Source organism: Salipiger sp., assembly GCF_059781815.1.
In genome coordinates, this window is sequence record NZ_JBYNAH010000139.1 from 1 (window position 1) to 13,657 (window position 13,657).

Annotated in this window: 12 protein-coding genes; 7 read left to right on the forward strand and 5 right to left on the reverse strand. The window is 68.2% G+C overall.

Annotation, left to right across the window (positions count from 1 at the left end; translation table 11 throughout):
• The 6 genes from AC6RA4_RS15880 to AC6RA4_RS15905 all read left to right on the forward strand — a co-directional run.
• The coding region (locus AC6RA4_RS15880; RefSeq protein ID WP_500161950.1) for an extracellular solute-binding protein at nt 1–576 on the forward strand (576 nt) is incomplete at its 5' end.
• 53 nt (nt 577–629) lie between these two features.
• Nucleotides 630–1,391, forward strand: a complete 762-nt coding sequence (locus AC6RA4_RS15885) for an SDR family NAD(P)-dependent oxidoreductase (protein ID WP_500161952.1) — start codon at nt 630–632, stop codon at nt 1,389–1,391.
• Nucleotides 1,392–1,437: 46 nt separating this feature from the next.
• Nucleotides 1,438–3,159 (forward strand): M28 family peptidase, encoded by a 1,722-nt coding sequence (locus AC6RA4_RS15890; protein ID WP_500161954.1) that lies wholly within the window; start codon nt 1,438–1,440, stop codon nt 3,157–3,159.
• Complete coding sequence (locus tag AC6RA4_RS15895; protein ID WP_500161956.1) at nt 3,149–4,162, forward strand: ketopantoate reductase family protein; 1,014 nt, start codon at nt 3,149–3,151, stop codon at nt 4,160–4,162. Before AC6RA4_RS15890 ends, AC6RA4_RS15895 begins: the two co-directional genes overlap by 11 nt.
• A gap of 24 nt (nt 4,163–4,186) precedes the next feature.
• Complete coding sequence (locus AC6RA4_RS15900; RefSeq protein WP_500161973.1) at nt 4,187–4,975, forward strand: IclR family transcriptional regulator; 789 nt, start codon at nt 4,187–4,189, stop codon at nt 4,973–4,975.
• Nucleotides 4,976–4,990: 15 nt separating this feature from the next.
• A complete protein-coding gene (locus AC6RA4_RS15905; RefSeq protein ID WP_500161958.1) occupies nt 4,991–6,142 on the forward strand; it encodes a M20 family metallopeptidase in 1,152 nt (383 codons plus the stop codon).
• A 70-nt stretch (nt 6,143–6,212) separates the two neighbouring features.
• Here the strand turns inward: AC6RA4_RS15905 and AC6RA4_RS15910 are convergent, their stop codons facing one another.
• The 5 genes from AC6RA4_RS15910 to AC6RA4_RS15930 all read right to left on the reverse strand — a co-directional run bounded on the left by AC6RA4_RS15910 (nt 6,213) and on the right by AC6RA4_RS15930 (nt 11,882).
• The gene (locus tag AC6RA4_RS15910; protein WP_500161960.1) at nt 6,213–7,007 is read right to left on the reverse strand and encodes an ABC transporter permease; all 795 of its coding nucleotides are present in this window, start codon (nt 7,005–7,007) and stop codon (nt 6,213–6,215) included.
• A gap of 2 nt (nt 7,008–7,009) precedes the next feature.
• Nucleotides 7,010–8,176, reverse strand: a complete 1,167-nt coding sequence (locus AC6RA4_RS15915) for an ABC transporter permease (RefSeq protein WP_500161962.1) — start codon at nt 8,174–8,176, stop codon at nt 7,010–7,012.
• The gene (locus AC6RA4_RS15920; RefSeq protein ID WP_500161964.1) at nt 8,173–9,231 is read right to left on the reverse strand and encodes an ABC transporter ATP-binding protein; all 1,059 of its coding nucleotides are present in this window, start codon (nt 9,229–9,231) and stop codon (nt 8,173–8,175) included. Before AC6RA4_RS15920 ends, AC6RA4_RS15915 begins: the two co-directional genes overlap by 4 nt.
• Before the next feature lie 107 nt (nt 9,232–9,338).
• On the reverse strand, nt 9,339–10,394 hold the full coding sequence (locus AC6RA4_RS15925; RefSeq protein ID WP_500161967.1) for an ABC transporter substrate-binding protein: 1,056 nt from the start codon (nt 10,392–10,394) through the stop codon (nt 9,339–9,341).
• A gap of 96 nt (nt 10,395–10,490) precedes the next feature.
• Nucleotides 10,491–11,882 (reverse strand): aspartate aminotransferase family protein, encoded by a 1,392-nt coding sequence (locus AC6RA4_RS15930; RefSeq protein ID WP_500161969.1) that lies wholly within the window; start codon nt 11,880–11,882, stop codon nt 10,491–10,493.
• Nucleotides 11,883–12,037: 155 nt separating this feature from the next.
• Between AC6RA4_RS15930 and pdxR the strand changes: the two genes are divergently transcribed.
• Nucleotides 12,038–13,567, forward strand: coding sequence for a MocR-like pyridoxine biosynthesis transcription factor PdxR (gene pdxR / locus AC6RA4_RS15935; protein WP_500161971.1), 1,530 nt, complete (start codon nt 12,038–12,040; stop codon nt 13,565–13,567).
• The last annotated feature ends 90 nt before the right edge of the window (nt 13,568–13,657 follow it).

Genomic DNA, 13,657 nt, shown 5'->3' on the forward strand with positions numbered 1-13,657 from the left:
CCCGATTACGCCGGTCTCACCGTGGTGCCGGACATCTCGACCTCGCACGGCAACTTCTTCCTGCTGACCGCCAACGATCTCGCCGGCGGCACGGTCGAGAATGTCGATCCGGGCTTCGAGAAGCTGCAGGCGCTGAAGCCGAATATCCTGACCTTCTACACCCAGCACGCCCAGATGGCGCAGCTCTTTGCGCAAGGCGATGCGGCGATCACCAGCTGGACCTCGGACCGCGCGCAGGGCGCCATCGATGCCGGCGCGAACCTCGGCTGGACCATCCCCGAGGAAGGCGCCTACATCATCGACAGCACCATCGGCATCGCCAAGGGCACCAAGCACCTCGAGGCGGCGCAGCGCTACATCGACTACGCGCTCAGCGTGGAGGCGCAGGCCGCCAATGCCGAGAACACCTATCTCGCGCCGGTCAACAGCAAGGTCGAGCTGTCCGAGGCGGTCGCCGCGAAGCTGCCGGTGGGCGAGGGCGTGCTCGACGGGCTGAAGGCCGTCGACTGGGACTACGTGACCACCGTGCGCCCGGAATGGACCGAGCGCTGGAACCGCGAAGTGGCCGCCCAGTGAGGCCCACGGACGCAAGCGTTGCGGGGGGCATTTCCCCCCGCGGCACCCGCCCGGTGGCGATCGTCACCGGGGCGGCCCGCAGCCTCGGCCTCGACATCGCCAAGCGGCTGCACGCCGAGGGCTGGGCCGTCGCCCTTCTCGACCGCGACGGCGACACCGCGCGTGCCGAGGCAGAGGCGCTCGACCCGCGCGGCGAGAGCGCCATCGGCCTGACCCTCGACGTGCTGGAGGCCGAAGCCGTCGCGCCCGCCTTCGCGCGCGTGGCCGAGACGCTGGGGATGCCCGAGGCGCTGGTGAACAATGCCGGGGTCTATCCCGACCACGCCCTGCTCGACATGGACGTCTCGGACTGGGACGCGGTCATCGGCATCAACCTGCGCGGCACCTTCCTGTGCACGCAGGCCTTCGGCCGGATGCGGCGCGATGCCGAGCTGAGCGGTGGCGCCATCGTCAACTTCGCCTCCGCCGCGGCCTATTCCGCGCGGGTGGGCGTGTCGCATTACAGCGCCTCGAAGGCCGGCATCGTGATGTTCACCAAGTCCTGCGCGCAGGAGCTCGCGCCTCTGGGGATACGGGTCAACGCCGTGGCGCCCGGCCTCATCGAGGTGCGCGACGACCAGATCAGCGATGAATACCGCGCCGCCTATCTGTCGATGATCCCGCGCGGCCGCACCGGCCGGGCTCCCGACATCTCGGGCGTGGTGAGCTTTCTGCTCGGCCCCGACGCCGATTACGTGAACGGCGAATGCATTGCCATCGACGGCGGCTTTCTCGCGGGCCGGGCCCTGACCCGCGCCGGCACGCCCGTGAGCTGAGCCCCCCGCCCCGGTGCGCCGGGGCGGCGACAGAACTGGAGACCAGATGACCCACCCCGATCCCCTCGACGCCGAGATCGACGACGCCCGCATGTGGCGCGACCTCGAGGTCTTCGCCCGCTACGTCAAGCTCTCGGGCTCGCCGCAGGAGCGCGAGAGCTTTGCCCATCTCGAAGCCGAGATGGCCGCCGCCGGTTTCGAGACCACGCTGATCGAGCACGACGCCTATATCAGCCTCCCCGGCGCCGCCGCCCTCGCGCTCGAGGACGGCTCCGAGAGCTTCACCTGCATCACCCACAGCTTCGCGCGCGCCACCGGGCCGGAGGGGCTGGTGGCCGAGGCGGTGATCGTGGGCGCCCCCACGCAGGAGAATTTCGACGCCGTCGACCTGCGCGGCCGCATCGCGGTGATCGACGGTCTGGCCGCCTCCGACGCCACACGCCGCGCCAACCTCGCCGGGGCGGTGGGGCAGGTTCACGTGATGCCGCACGAACACCGGCACGAGATGTGCATCTCCAACATCTGGGGCAGCCCCGACGACAGCGACATGGCCACCCTGCCCCGCACCGCCGTGGTCACCGTGAACGACGCCGACGGCGCCCGGCTCAAGGCGCGGATCGCTGGCGGGCAGAGCCGGCTGCGGATCACCGCCGAGGTCGAGACCGGCTGGCGCAAGACCCCGATCCTGCAGGCCGACCTGATGCCCGAGGGCCGCCCCGACGCGCCCTTCATCCTGTTCTCGGGCCACCACGACACCTGGTACGAGGGCGTGATGGACAATGGCGGCGCCAACGCCACGATGTTGGAAACCTCCCGCCTCGTCGCCCGCCGCCGCGGCGAGATGCGGCGCGGGCTGCGGCTCTGCTTCTGGTCCGGGCACTCGCACGGGCGCTATTCCGGCTCGAGCTGGTATGCCGATGCGGCCTGGGCCGAGCTGTCGGAGCGCTGCCTTGTTCACGTCAACGTCGATTCCACCGGCGGGCGCGGCAACACCAGCCTCGCAGACATGCCGGTCTGCGCCGAACTGCACGGCTTCGGCAACGAGATCGTCTCCCGCCTCACCGGGCAGAGCCTCACCGGCCAGCGCCTGAGCCGCGCCGGCGACCAGTCGTTCTGGGGCATCGGCGTGCCGTCGATGTTCCTCACCGCGGGCGAACAGCCCGTCGCCGAGGGCACCGCCAATGTCGCCTCGGGCTTCATGGGAAGCGCCGGCCCCGCCCGCAAGGGCGCGGGCTTCGGCTGGTGGTGGCACACGCCCGGCGACACGCTCGACAAGATCGATGCCGAGATCCTGCGCCGCGACACCGCGATCTATGTGCAGACGGTCCACCGCCTGCTCATCGCCAAGACCATCCCCGCCGACCATGCCGCCTGGGCCCGCGCCATGCAGGACGCCCTCGCCCCGCTCGAGACGGCGCCGGTGCTGGCCGAGCTCCGCCTTGCGCGCTGCCGCGCCCTGCTCGACCGCATCGCAGCCGCGGCCCGCCCGCTGCGTGACCTCGCGCTGCGCGACCTCTCGCACCTGCTCGTGCCGATCGACTACACCTCGGGCGACCGCTTCCGGCCCGACCCCGCGCTGATCGCGCAGGCCTACCCGATCCTCGCCCCCCTGCGCGCGGCGGTCGCCGCCGCCGAGGAAGGCCGTGAGCACCGCCACCACCTCGTCGCGGCGCGGCGCAGCGCCAACCGGCTGACCGAGACCCTCGCGCGGGCCGCGCGCCTGCTCGAAGACGCCGCCACCACTGAGGAGGCCGCTCATGTCGCATGATCCCGTGCTGATCTGGGGCGCCGGTGCCATCGGCGGCACCATCGGCGCCTATCTCGCCCGCGCCGGCCTTCCGGTGACCTTCGTCGACACCGTCGAGACGCATGTCGAGATGATCCGCAATCGCGGTCTCGCCATCACCGGCCCGGTCGACAGCTTCACCGTGAAGGCGCCCGCCTACACCCCGGCCCAGCTCGAGGGGCGCTGGTCGCGCATCCTGCTTTGCGTCAAAACCCCGCAGACCGACGCCGCCGTCGCGGCGCTGCGCCCCCACCTCGGCGAGGACGGCTACGTCGCCTCGTTCCAGAACGGGCTTTGCGAGCCGCGCATCGCCGAGAGCGTCGGCGCCGGGCGCGTCATGGGCGCCTTCATCAACTTCGGCGCCGACTGGATCGGCCCGGGCGAGATCCTCTACGGCAACCGTGGCGCCGTGGTGGTGGGCGAGACCTCTGGTCAAATGACCCCGCGGCTCGAGCAACTGCACGACGCCATGCGGATCTTCGAGCCCGACGCGATCAAGACCGACCGGATCTTTGCCCATCTCTGGGGCAAGCTCGCCTATCTCACGCTGCTCTACGCGCAGGCGCTTGGCGAAAAGGGCATCGGCGACTGCATCGCCCGGCCCGAGCTGCGCAGGCTCTGGGACCAGATCCTCGGCGAGGCCAACGCGGTCGCCGCCGCCGAGGGCGTCGCGCCCATCGGCTTTGACGGCTTCGACCCGATGGCCTTCGCCGCCGGGGGCGACCCGGCCCGGCGCGATCTCTCGATCGCGCGCATGGTGCGTTTCAACCGCGCCTCGGCGAAGACCCATTCCGGCATCTGGCGCGACCTCGCGATCCGCAAGCGCCCGACCGAGGTGGCGTTCCAGATCGGCCAGATCTCCGAGATCGGCAAACGCCACGGCATTCCGACACCGCGTGTCGACCGGCTTGTCGCTTTGATCCGCGAAATCGAGACCGGTGCCAGATCGATTGACGATGCCAACCTGCTCGAGCTTGCGGCCTGACGCGGGATGGGCAGAGTGGACATCATGAAGACCGACGATCCCCTTCGCCCGGCCAGCGGCAGCGTCAAGTCGGCGCTGCGCATTCTCGACCTGCTCGAATTGCTGGGCACGGAGGTCCGTGCCTGGCGTCTGACCGAGATCGCGACAGAGCTCGACATTCCCAAGAGCAGCTGCCTCATGCTTCTGCAGACGCTGGCGCAGCGCGGCTATGTCGAGAAGTCGCAGGACAATTTCTGGAGCATGCGTTCGGCGCTGCTCGACCAGAGTGGCTGGGTCGGCGGGCGGACCGGCCTCCTCCGCCAAATCGCCCTGCCCGAGCTGAAGGCGCTGTCGAACCGGATCGCGCAGACCGCCGTGCTTGGCGTCCTGACCGCGAAACCGGAAGTGAAGGTCATCGACACGGTGCAGAGCACCGCCGATATCCGCTACGAGATCCCGCTCGGCACCCGCTTTCCGGTGTTCTGCTCGGCCATGGGGCGCTGCTTCCTCGCCTTCGGACCGCCGGACTTCGCGGAAAGCTACCTCGCCGCGAACCCCAGGCTTCCGAAATTCACCCGCTACACCGTCAACGAGCCCGAAACGCTGCGCAACCTGATCGCCGAGATCCGCCGCCAGCGCCACGCCATCAATATCGAGGAACACGTGATCGGCGCGGCCTCGGTCGCGGCCCCGATCCTCGACCGCGACGGCACCATCGTCGCGGCACTCAACGTCGGCTGCGTGACCCCGAGCTATTTCGAGAACCAGACCCGAATTAACAAGGCCGTGCACGAGACCGGTCTGCGCATCTCTGCCCTCCTCCAGACCGCCTGACCGAAAGACACCACGATGACCGAAACGCCCGGCTTCCCGGAAAGCCTCGCCTCCGCGCGGGAAGAGATGATCGCCCTGCTCGGCGAACTGGTGAACATCGACAGCCCCTCGCGCGACATCGCCGGCGTCGATGCGGTGCGCGACAGGATCGCCGTCTTCTTCGAAAGTGAGCCGCAGATCCGGCTCAGCCGTCTGGCCGTCCCCGGCCACGCCGACGCGCTGCTGGCCGAGTACCTGCCGCAGAGCAACGCCGCGCCGGGCCTGCTGATGGGGCACATGGACACGGTCTTTGCGCGCGGCGAAGCCGCGGTGCGGCCCTTCCGGATCGAGGGTGGCCGCGCCCACGGGCCCGGCGTCGCCGACATGAAGGCGGGGCTGGTGATGAACGCCTTCGTGCTGCGCGAACTGGCACGGTCGGGCGCGCCGGTTCCGCTCCGGGCGCTATTCACCGTCGACGAGGAGATTGGCTCGAACGGCTCGGCCCCTGTTATCCGCGAGGTCGCCGCGACCTCGACCTTCGTGCTCAACTCCGAGCCGGGCCGGGTCAGCGGCAATGTGGTCGACGGACGCCGTGGTGGCGCGTTCTACAGCGCCAAGATAGCCGGGCGCGCGGCCCATGCCGGGCTCAACCCCGCCGATGGGCGCAGCGCCATCGTCGAACTGGCCCAGAAGATCCTCGCCTGGACCGCGCTCACCAATCCGGAGACCGGGATTTCGGTCAGCGTCGGCATCGTCTCCGGCGGACAGGCCATCAACATGGTCGCCCCCGAGGCCGAGGCCCGGATCGACCTCCGCTTCGCCACGGTCGAAAGCGGTGAGCAGGCCGAAGCGGAGATACGGCGGATCGCCGAAACCCCTTTCACGCCCGATGTCGAGGGCGGTCTGGACCGCCTTGGCAAGTTCCTCCCGATGACGGGCGACGCGGCGCTGACCCGCGACTACATCGCCGCCGCGGCAGAGGCCGGGCTGGACCTCGAGGCCGAGTTCACCCCCTCCTGCTCCGACGCCGGCCTGACCAGCAGCATGGGCATCCCGACGCTTTGCGCCTGCGGCCCGGTGGGCGGCGGCGTGCATTCCGAGCGCGAGTATCTGGAGCTCGACACGCTGGTTCCGCGCGCCATCGCCGCGGCACGGCTGATCCTTGCTCGGGCCGGCGCACACGCCTGAACCGCGGCGCGGCATCCCCACCCATGCAGAGACGCCCCCGGATCTGCGCCGCGGGACACCTGCCGCCAGATCAGCCCGTCGGGTCCGGCGCCATCATGCGCATCCGACGCCGCCGGAGCCAGAGCGACAGCGCCCCGACACAGAACGTCGCCACGATCAGGGTGAAGGCCGCGGCGGCAATCGCCGGGTTCAGGTTGTCGCGCATCTGGGTGAACATCTCGCGCGAGATCGTGCGCTGGCTCGGACCGGCAAGGAACAGGATCAGCACCACCTCGTCGAGCGAGGTCGCGAAGGCGAAGACGCCGCCGGTCAGGATCCCCGGCATCGCCATCGGCAGCGTCACCAGCCGGAACACGGTGTGGCGCCTTGCGCCCAGCGAGGCCGCGGCCAGTTCGACGCTGCGGTCGATCCCCGCCAGCGCGCCGGAGACGCTGAGCAGCACGAAGGGGATCGAGATCACCGTGTGGCTCACGATCACCCCGGTATAGCTGCTCGAGAGGCCGAGCCGGCTGAACACCAGCTGCATGCCCACGCCCAGCACCACCGTCGGCACCGCCACGGGCAGCAGGAAGGCCGTCCGCGCCAGCGAGGCAGGCAGGCCGAAGCGATCGCGCAGGCCGAGCGCCGCCAGCGTGCCAAGGATACTGGCCAGCAGCGCCGTGGCGCCGCCGATCAGCAGGCTGTTCATGATCGCGACGCGCCACGCCGGCTCCTCGATCAGGACCCGGAACCAGCGCAGAGAAACGCCGTCGAGAGGATAAGTGAGGAAAGCCCCGCCGTTGAAGGCCAGCGGCAGGATGACGATCTGCGGCCCCATCAGGAAGAGGACGGCAATGGCTCCGAAGACGAACTTGATCGGTTTCATGATCAGACCCCCGCGATCTTGCTGCCAGACAGGCGCTGGTAGACGATGTTGAGCACCAGCGTGGAGACCAGCAGGAGCACGCCAAGCGCCGCCGCCATCGCCCAGTTCGCCTGCTGGATCGCGTAGAAGGCGACGAGGAACGAGACGAACTGGTCCTTCGCCCCGCCCAGAAGCGCCGGCAGGATGTAGAAGCCGAGCGAGCTCATGAAGACCAGCAGCGCGCCGGCCCCGATGCCCGGCATCGCCAAGGGCAGCATCACGTGCAGAAAGGCCGGCAGCGGGCGCGCGCCGAGCGACGCGGCGGCCAGCATGAGCCGGTCGGGCATGGCGATGATCACGCTGAAGATCGACAGCACCATGAAAGGGAGCATTACGTGGGTCATCGCGACGATGACGCCGGTGCGGGTGAACAGCAGCGGCATCGCCTCCTTGGTCAGCCCCACCGCCATCATCAGGTCGGTGAGCACGCCATTGTTCTGCATAACGATGAACCACGCGGTGCAACGGACCAGGATCGAGGTCCACATCGGGATGAAGACGCAGGCCAGCAGGAAGGTCCGCCAGCCGCCCGAAACCGAAGCCGCAAGCATCGCGTAGGGCAGCCCGATCACGATGCAGAGCCCGGTGACGATGGCCGAGACCCCAAAGGTGCGCAGCAGCGTCGGCAGGTGGATGGCCTGCTCGGGCGGCAGCGGGCTCAGCCCGTCGGCATCCTTCTGAAGGTCGACCGAGGCCAGCAGGAAGCGCCCGGTATAGCGCGGCATCGCCGAGGCGATCACGCTCCAGTAGTCCGGGTCGGCCCATTTCTTGTGAACCTTGAGCAGGTCGACCTCGCCCTCGGCGCGGTCGACCGCCTTCTGGGTGCGGGCAAAGAGCGAGCGGAAGCCGGATTTCTGGCTGTTGAGCCGGCGCACCGCGTTGCCGACGGTCGCCTGCTCGCTGCTGCGCAGATCCGCCACAAGCGCCTGCTGCATCTCGGGCGTCGCGGCCCCGCCATCCCAATCGGCCATCGCGACATGCAGGCGGGGAAAGGCATCGGCCACCGCCGGATCGGAGACCGATTTCATGAACATGCTGGCCAGCGGCCAGAGAAAGAACAGCAGCAGGAACAGCGCCAGCGGCGCAACAAGCGCGGCCGCGCCAAGGGCTTTCTTGCGGGCGGCGCTCATTCCGGCACCACCCAGGCATCGGTGGGGGCGAAGGTCGCGGTGACGTCCATGCCGGGCACGAGGTGATCGTCGCGCCGACCGGCGCGCACGATGGTCCCGTCCTCGAGCACGATGCGCAGGTGGTCTCCCATGTAGACCCGGTCGGCAATGCGGGAGCGGAAGGCGTTGGGCCCGCCCTCTTGCTGCGACAGCGCGACCCGCTCGGGGCGCAGGCACAGGGCAACGCGGGCGCCATCCGCGAGCGTCTGGCCCACGGCAACCTCGCGCCCATCGTCGAGCCGCACGGTCGAGCCGCCCGGCGCACCGTCACTCACCTTGCCCTGCAACACGTTGGTTTCGCCCACGAACTCCGCCACGAAGCGGGTGGCGGGCCGGTCATAGACCTCGTCGGGCGTGGCGATCTGCTCGATCTTCCCCTTGTTGAACACCGCGATCCGGTCCGACATGGTGAGCGCCTCGCTCTGGTCGTGGGTGACGAACACTACCGTCAGGTTGAGGCGCTTGTGCAGGTCGCGGATGTCGAGCTGCATCTGCTCGCGCAGGCGCTTGTCGAGCGCGCCGAGCGGCTCGTCCATCAGCACCACGCGCGGCTCGAAGACCAGCGCCCGCGCCAGCGCCACGCGCTGCTGCTGCCCGCCCGAAAGCTGGCCGGGGCGTTTCTCCGCATGCGGGCCAAGCTCGACCATGTCGAGGGCGCGGCCCACCTTCTCGTTGATCTCGCTCCGTCCCATGCCGCGCATGCGCAGCGGGAAGGCGATGTTCTGCGCAACCGTCATGTGCGGAAACAGCGCGTAGTTCTGAAACACGACGCCCATGTCCCGCTTGTAGGGCGGCTGGTCGTCGATCTGGTAACCGTTGAGCCAGATGCCGCCCTCGGTGGGCTGCTCGAACCCCGCGATCATCGTGAGCAGCGTGGTCTTGCCCGAACCCGACGGCCCCAGCAGGCTGACGAACTCACCGGGATAGATGTCGAGAAACAGCGACTCGATGACCTTCACGTGGCCGAAGGATTTGGAGATGCGGTCGCATCGGATGTAGGGGTTTGCGCTTTGCATGAGACTTGGCGGTCCTCTGGTCGTCCGGACAGGGCAACGGACCGGAGAGGACATGCCTCTCCGGTCACACCCCGAGCCACTATGGCTGCGTCTGGGTCAGCTGCGCGTCACTGCGCGAGCCAGGCGTTGAAGCGCTTGTTCAGCTCTTCGCCATTGTCGATCCAGAAATCCGCGTCGATCGGAACCGCGTTGGCGATGTTCTCGGGCGAGGTCAGAAGCTTGGCCGAAGCCTCCTCGGGCACCATCGACATCGCCTTCTCGTTCGGCACGCCGTAGGGGAGCTTTTGCGGATATTCCGCCATCCGGTCGGGATCGATCAGATGAGCAACCAGCTTCATCGCCTCTTCCTCGTGCTCGGTGCCCTTCAGGACAACCCAGTAATCCGAGGCATAGAGCGCCTGGTTGAAGGTCAGCTCGAAGTTCTTGCCCTCGCTCTCGGCATAGAGGCGCAGGCTGCCGTCATAGGCCGAGGTCAGCGCGACCTGGTTGGCCGACAGCATCTGCAGCACCTGCGAGCCCGAGCTCCACCACAGCAGGTCCGACTTGATCTCGTCGAGCTTGGCGAAGGCACGGTCGACACCCTCCGGGGTGGACAGCATGTCATAGATCTCGTCGCCCGGCACGCCATCGGCCAGCAGCGCGATCTCCATCGTGCCCTTGGCAGATTTGCGCAGCGCGCGCTTGCCCGGCCAGGTCTCGAGATCCCAGAACGCGGACCAGTCGGTCGGCGCTTCGCTCACCGCGTCGGCATCATAGGCCAGCGCGAAGGACCAGGTGATCACGCCCGCGCCGCAATCGGTGGCGGTGCCGGGGAAGAAATCGTCGTAGCCGCCGAGCGTGTCCCAGTCGAGCGGCACGTAGATGTCGTCGAGGCAGCCGAGCTCCATCTCGTCGGCCTCGACCTGGATCACGTCCCAGTTGACGTTGCCGGTCTCGACCTTCGACTTGAGGATGCCGTAGCCGCCGCCCCAGCTGTCCTGCTGCAGGGGAATGCCGGTGTCTTCGGTGAAGGTCTCGAAGAACACCTCGCTCTGGACCTCCTGGCCGGGTCCGCCCCAGCCGACGACGGTGAGCGCTTCGGCGGCGAAAGCGGCCGGCGCCGCGAGCCCGAGCACGGAGGCCAGTGCGGCCGAGCGGGTGAAAAGCTTAGTATTGGAGGTCATGTTATCCCTATTGGTTTGTTTTCTTTTCTGATTTTCTGCCCTTCCCCCTCCTCCGGAAGGACAGGCCGCGCGCCCCGGAGGGCGCGCCGCCATGTCTCATGCGACTTGCGACAGCTCCTCCAGCGTCGCATCCAGTGCCGACCGAAGACGCGCCAGCAGGTCATCAACCTGCGCGGCGGTGATGATCAGCGGCGGGCAGAAGCAGAGCGCATCCTTGGCCCCGCGCGAGATCACGCCGCGCTCCTGCAGCTTCTCCTGCGCCAGCGCGCCAAGCGCACCGGGGGTCTCGAGCGCGGTTTTGCTGTCCTTGTCGGTGACGAGCTCCATCGCCGCGATCAGGCCGACGCCGCGCACCTCGCCGACGAGCGGATGGTCCGCCATCGCCTTGAGACCGTCGAGCAACCGCGCCCCGACGTCGCTCGCGTTCGCCACAAGGCCGCGCTCTTCGATGATCTTGATGTTCTCCAGCGCCACCGCGGCGCAGACCGGATGGCCGCCGCCGGTGTAGCCGTGGCCGAGCACGCCGTTGCGGGCGCTCTCGTCGGCGATCGGGCCGAACACTTCCTCGGTCATCATCAGCGCCGAGATCGGCTGATAGGACGACGAGAGCTGCTTCGACATCACGAGGATGTCCGGCGTGATCCCGAAGGTCTCGCAGGCGAACATCTTGCCGGTGCGCCCGAACCCGGTGATGACCTCGTCGGCGATCAACAGGATGTCGTATTTCTTCAGGATCGCCTGCACCTTCTGCCAGTAGCCCTCGGGCGGCACGACCACGCCGCCGGCGCCCATGACCGGCTCGCCGATCATCGCGCAGATGGTGTCGGGGTCTTCTGCGAGGATCTTCTCCTCGAGCTCGGCGGCCAGCCGGTCGGCAAAGGCGGCCTCGCTCTCGCCCGGAAGGGCCTCGCTGTAGTGGTGCGGAGCGGTCAGCCGGATCATGTCGGGCACGATCAGGTCGAAGGACTGGTGGTTGATCGGCAGGCCGGTCAGCGACGACGCCGCGATGGTGATGCCGTGGTAGCCCCGGTGGCGCGAGATGATCTTCTTTTTCTCCGGCTTGCCCATGGCGTTGGCCCGGTACCAGAGCAGCTTGAGCGCGGTGTCGTTGGCCTCGGAGCCCGAATTGGTGAAGAACACCTTGCTGAACTGCGACGGCGCGATCTGGATCAGCTTTTCCGCCAGATCGACCTGCGGCCCATGCGAGCGGGCGCCGAAATTGTGCATGTAGGGCAGCGTCTTCATCTGCGCATAGGCGACATCCGCGAGGCGCTCTTCCGAGAAGCCGAGCGCCACCGACCACAGCCCGGCCATCGCCTCGATATAGCGGTTGCCGTCGTTGTCCTCGACATAGATGCCGTCGCCCTTGGTGATCACCAGCGGGCCGGTTTCCTGCAGTTTGCGCGCGTTGGTATAGGGATGCAGCACATGCGCGGCATCGCGGGCTTCGATCGAGTTGGGCGCGCTCAGCGTGCTCATATCCTGCATAAAAAGTAATCCCTCTTGTTCGCAAAACACTGTAAAAACAGTCAGTTCTGCGTTGGCCTGGTGCCAGCCGTCGTTTCGGTATTCGCAAATGCTATGCCCGCCTACATGTTTCAGGGAAGAGCCAGTTGACAGCGAATGAAGGGGGCCACTGAGGCATGTACGGGTTGTTGCCGATCGCCAGTGTCGAGTTGCGCCGCAACAGCAAGGAGCCGCTGAAGAACCAGCTTTTCAGCCGGCTCAAGCGCCTCATCCTCGACGGGCGCATCGCCGAAGGCGTGGCGCTGCCCTCGACCCGCGCGCTGGCCGAGGAGCTCTCAGTGTCGCGCAACACCGTGTGCTGGGCCTATGAGCGCCTCACCTTCGAGGGCTATATCAGCTCGCGGCCCGGGGCGGTGAGCCGCGTGGCCCCGGTCACCGGCCAGGCGGCGGCGCCCGCTGCAGAGCCCGCGCGCACGACCTGTTCGGAGAGCCTGCACCGCGAGACCGGCCTCGCGCCCGGCACCGACCTGCGGCGCGGCAGCGATCTGGTGAAGACGCAGGTCGGCGCCAGCGTCCGGATGCAGGCGCCGGGGTTTCGCCCCTTCTACCCCGATGTCAGCGAATTTCCCTTCACCCTCTGGCAACGATTGATTGCCCGCCGCTTCCAGCTCTGGGACGAGCCGCATTTCGGCTACGGCAATTATTGCGGCTATGAGCCCCTGCGGCAGGTGATCTCGGACTACCTGCGCGCCAACCGCTCGGTGACCTGCACCCCCGGGCAGGTGATCGTGACCAACGGCTCGCAGGGTGCGCTCGATCTCATCGCCCGCGCCCTGCTGCGCCCCGGCGACAAAGTGTGGTGCGAAGAGCCCGGCTACAGCGGCGCGCTCGGCAATTTCATCGCCGCCGGCGCCCATGCCGAGCCGCTGCACGTGAGCCCCGGGGGCAAGTGGCAGCTCGACACGCCGCCCCCCGGCCCGCTCAAGCTCATCTACGTGACCCCCTCCTGCCAGCAGCCGCTCTGCACCATCATGCAAGAAGATGCGCGGCGGCAGCTCGTGGACATCGCCGAAGAGCGCGGCGCGTGGATCGTCGAGGACGATTTCGACAACGAGTTCCGCCCGCCCTCGCGCTTCGTGCGCTCGGTGCAGGGCATCGACCGGCGCGACCGCACGATCTATATCGGCACCTTCACCAAGACCATGTTCCCGGCGCTGCGCCTCGGCTTCATGGTGGTGCCAGAGCCGCTGGTCGAAACCCTGAAGCAATTGGTGTTCATCTCGGGGCATTTCCCCAGCCTGCCCTTGCAAGCCGCCCTCTTTGATTTCATCGAGCAGGGGCATTTCTCGCATCACATCAAGCGGATGCGCCGGATCTACGCGCAGCGCCGCGCCATCGTCGCGGCCGAGATCGAGAAGACCCTGTCGGACTGGCTGACCCCGATGCCGGGCACGGTGGGCATGCAGATGCCGGTCTGGCTGCCGCCCGATTGCGACGACCAGATCCTTGTCAAGCTCGCCTACGAGCGGGAGAACCTCGCGCTCATGCCCCTGTCGGTGCAGTATCACCACGGCGCGCCGGTCTCGGGGCTGGTGCTGGGCTACGGCTGCATGAACGAGCGCAAGCTTCGGACCGCCCTGCGCAAACTGCGCAGCACGCTGGAACGGAATGTCCCGCTGAGGGGGGGCGTGCGTCCGCACGCCTGACCGCCTCGAGCGCAAGGCCGGCCTGCGACCCGCCCCTACCCGAGGCCGCCCTGCCCGACGACCTGACCTCACAAGACCGCGTGGCGCGCC

Excerpts from the sequence above, each read along its gene's own strand:
- AC6RA4_RS15890 (WP_500161954.1), top strand. The coding sequence starts at position 1,438 with ATGACCCACCCCGATCCCCTCGACGCCGAGATCGACGACGCCCGCATG.
- AC6RA4_RS15895 (WP_500161956.1), top strand. The coding sequence starts at position 3,149 with ATGTCGCATGATCCCGTGCTGATCTGGGGCGCCGGTGCCATCGGCGGC.
- AC6RA4_RS15900 (WP_500161973.1), top strand. The coding sequence starts at position 4,187 with ATGAAGACCGACGATCCCCTTCGCCCGGCCAGCGGCAGCGTCAAGTCG.
- AC6RA4_RS15905 (WP_500161958.1), top strand. The coding sequence starts at position 4,991 with ATGACCGAAACGCCCGGCTTCCCGGAAAGCCTCGCCTCCGCGCGGGAA.
- AC6RA4_RS15910 (WP_500161960.1), bottom strand. The coding sequence starts at position 7,007 with ATGAAACCGATCAAGTTCGTCTTCGGAGCCATTGCCGTCCTCTTCCTG.
- AC6RA4_RS15915 (WP_500161962.1), bottom strand. The coding sequence starts at position 8,176 with ATGAGCGCCGCCCGCAAGAAAGCCCTTGGCGCGGCCGCGCTTGTTGCG.
- AC6RA4_RS15920 (WP_500161964.1), bottom strand. The coding sequence starts at position 9,231 with ATGCAAAGCGCAAACCCCTACATCCGATGCGACCGCATCTCCAAATCC.
- AC6RA4_RS15925 (WP_500161967.1), bottom strand. The coding sequence starts at position 10,394 with ATGACCTCCAATACTAAGCTTTTCACCCGCTCGGCCGCACTGGCCTCC.
- AC6RA4_RS15930 (WP_500161969.1), bottom strand. The coding sequence starts at position 11,882 with ATGCAGGATATGAGCACGCTGAGCGCGCCCAACTCGATCGAAGCCCGC.
- pdxR (WP_500161971.1), top strand. The coding sequence starts at position 12,038 with ATGTACGGGTTGTTGCCGATCGCCAGTGTCGAGTTGCGCCGCAACAGC.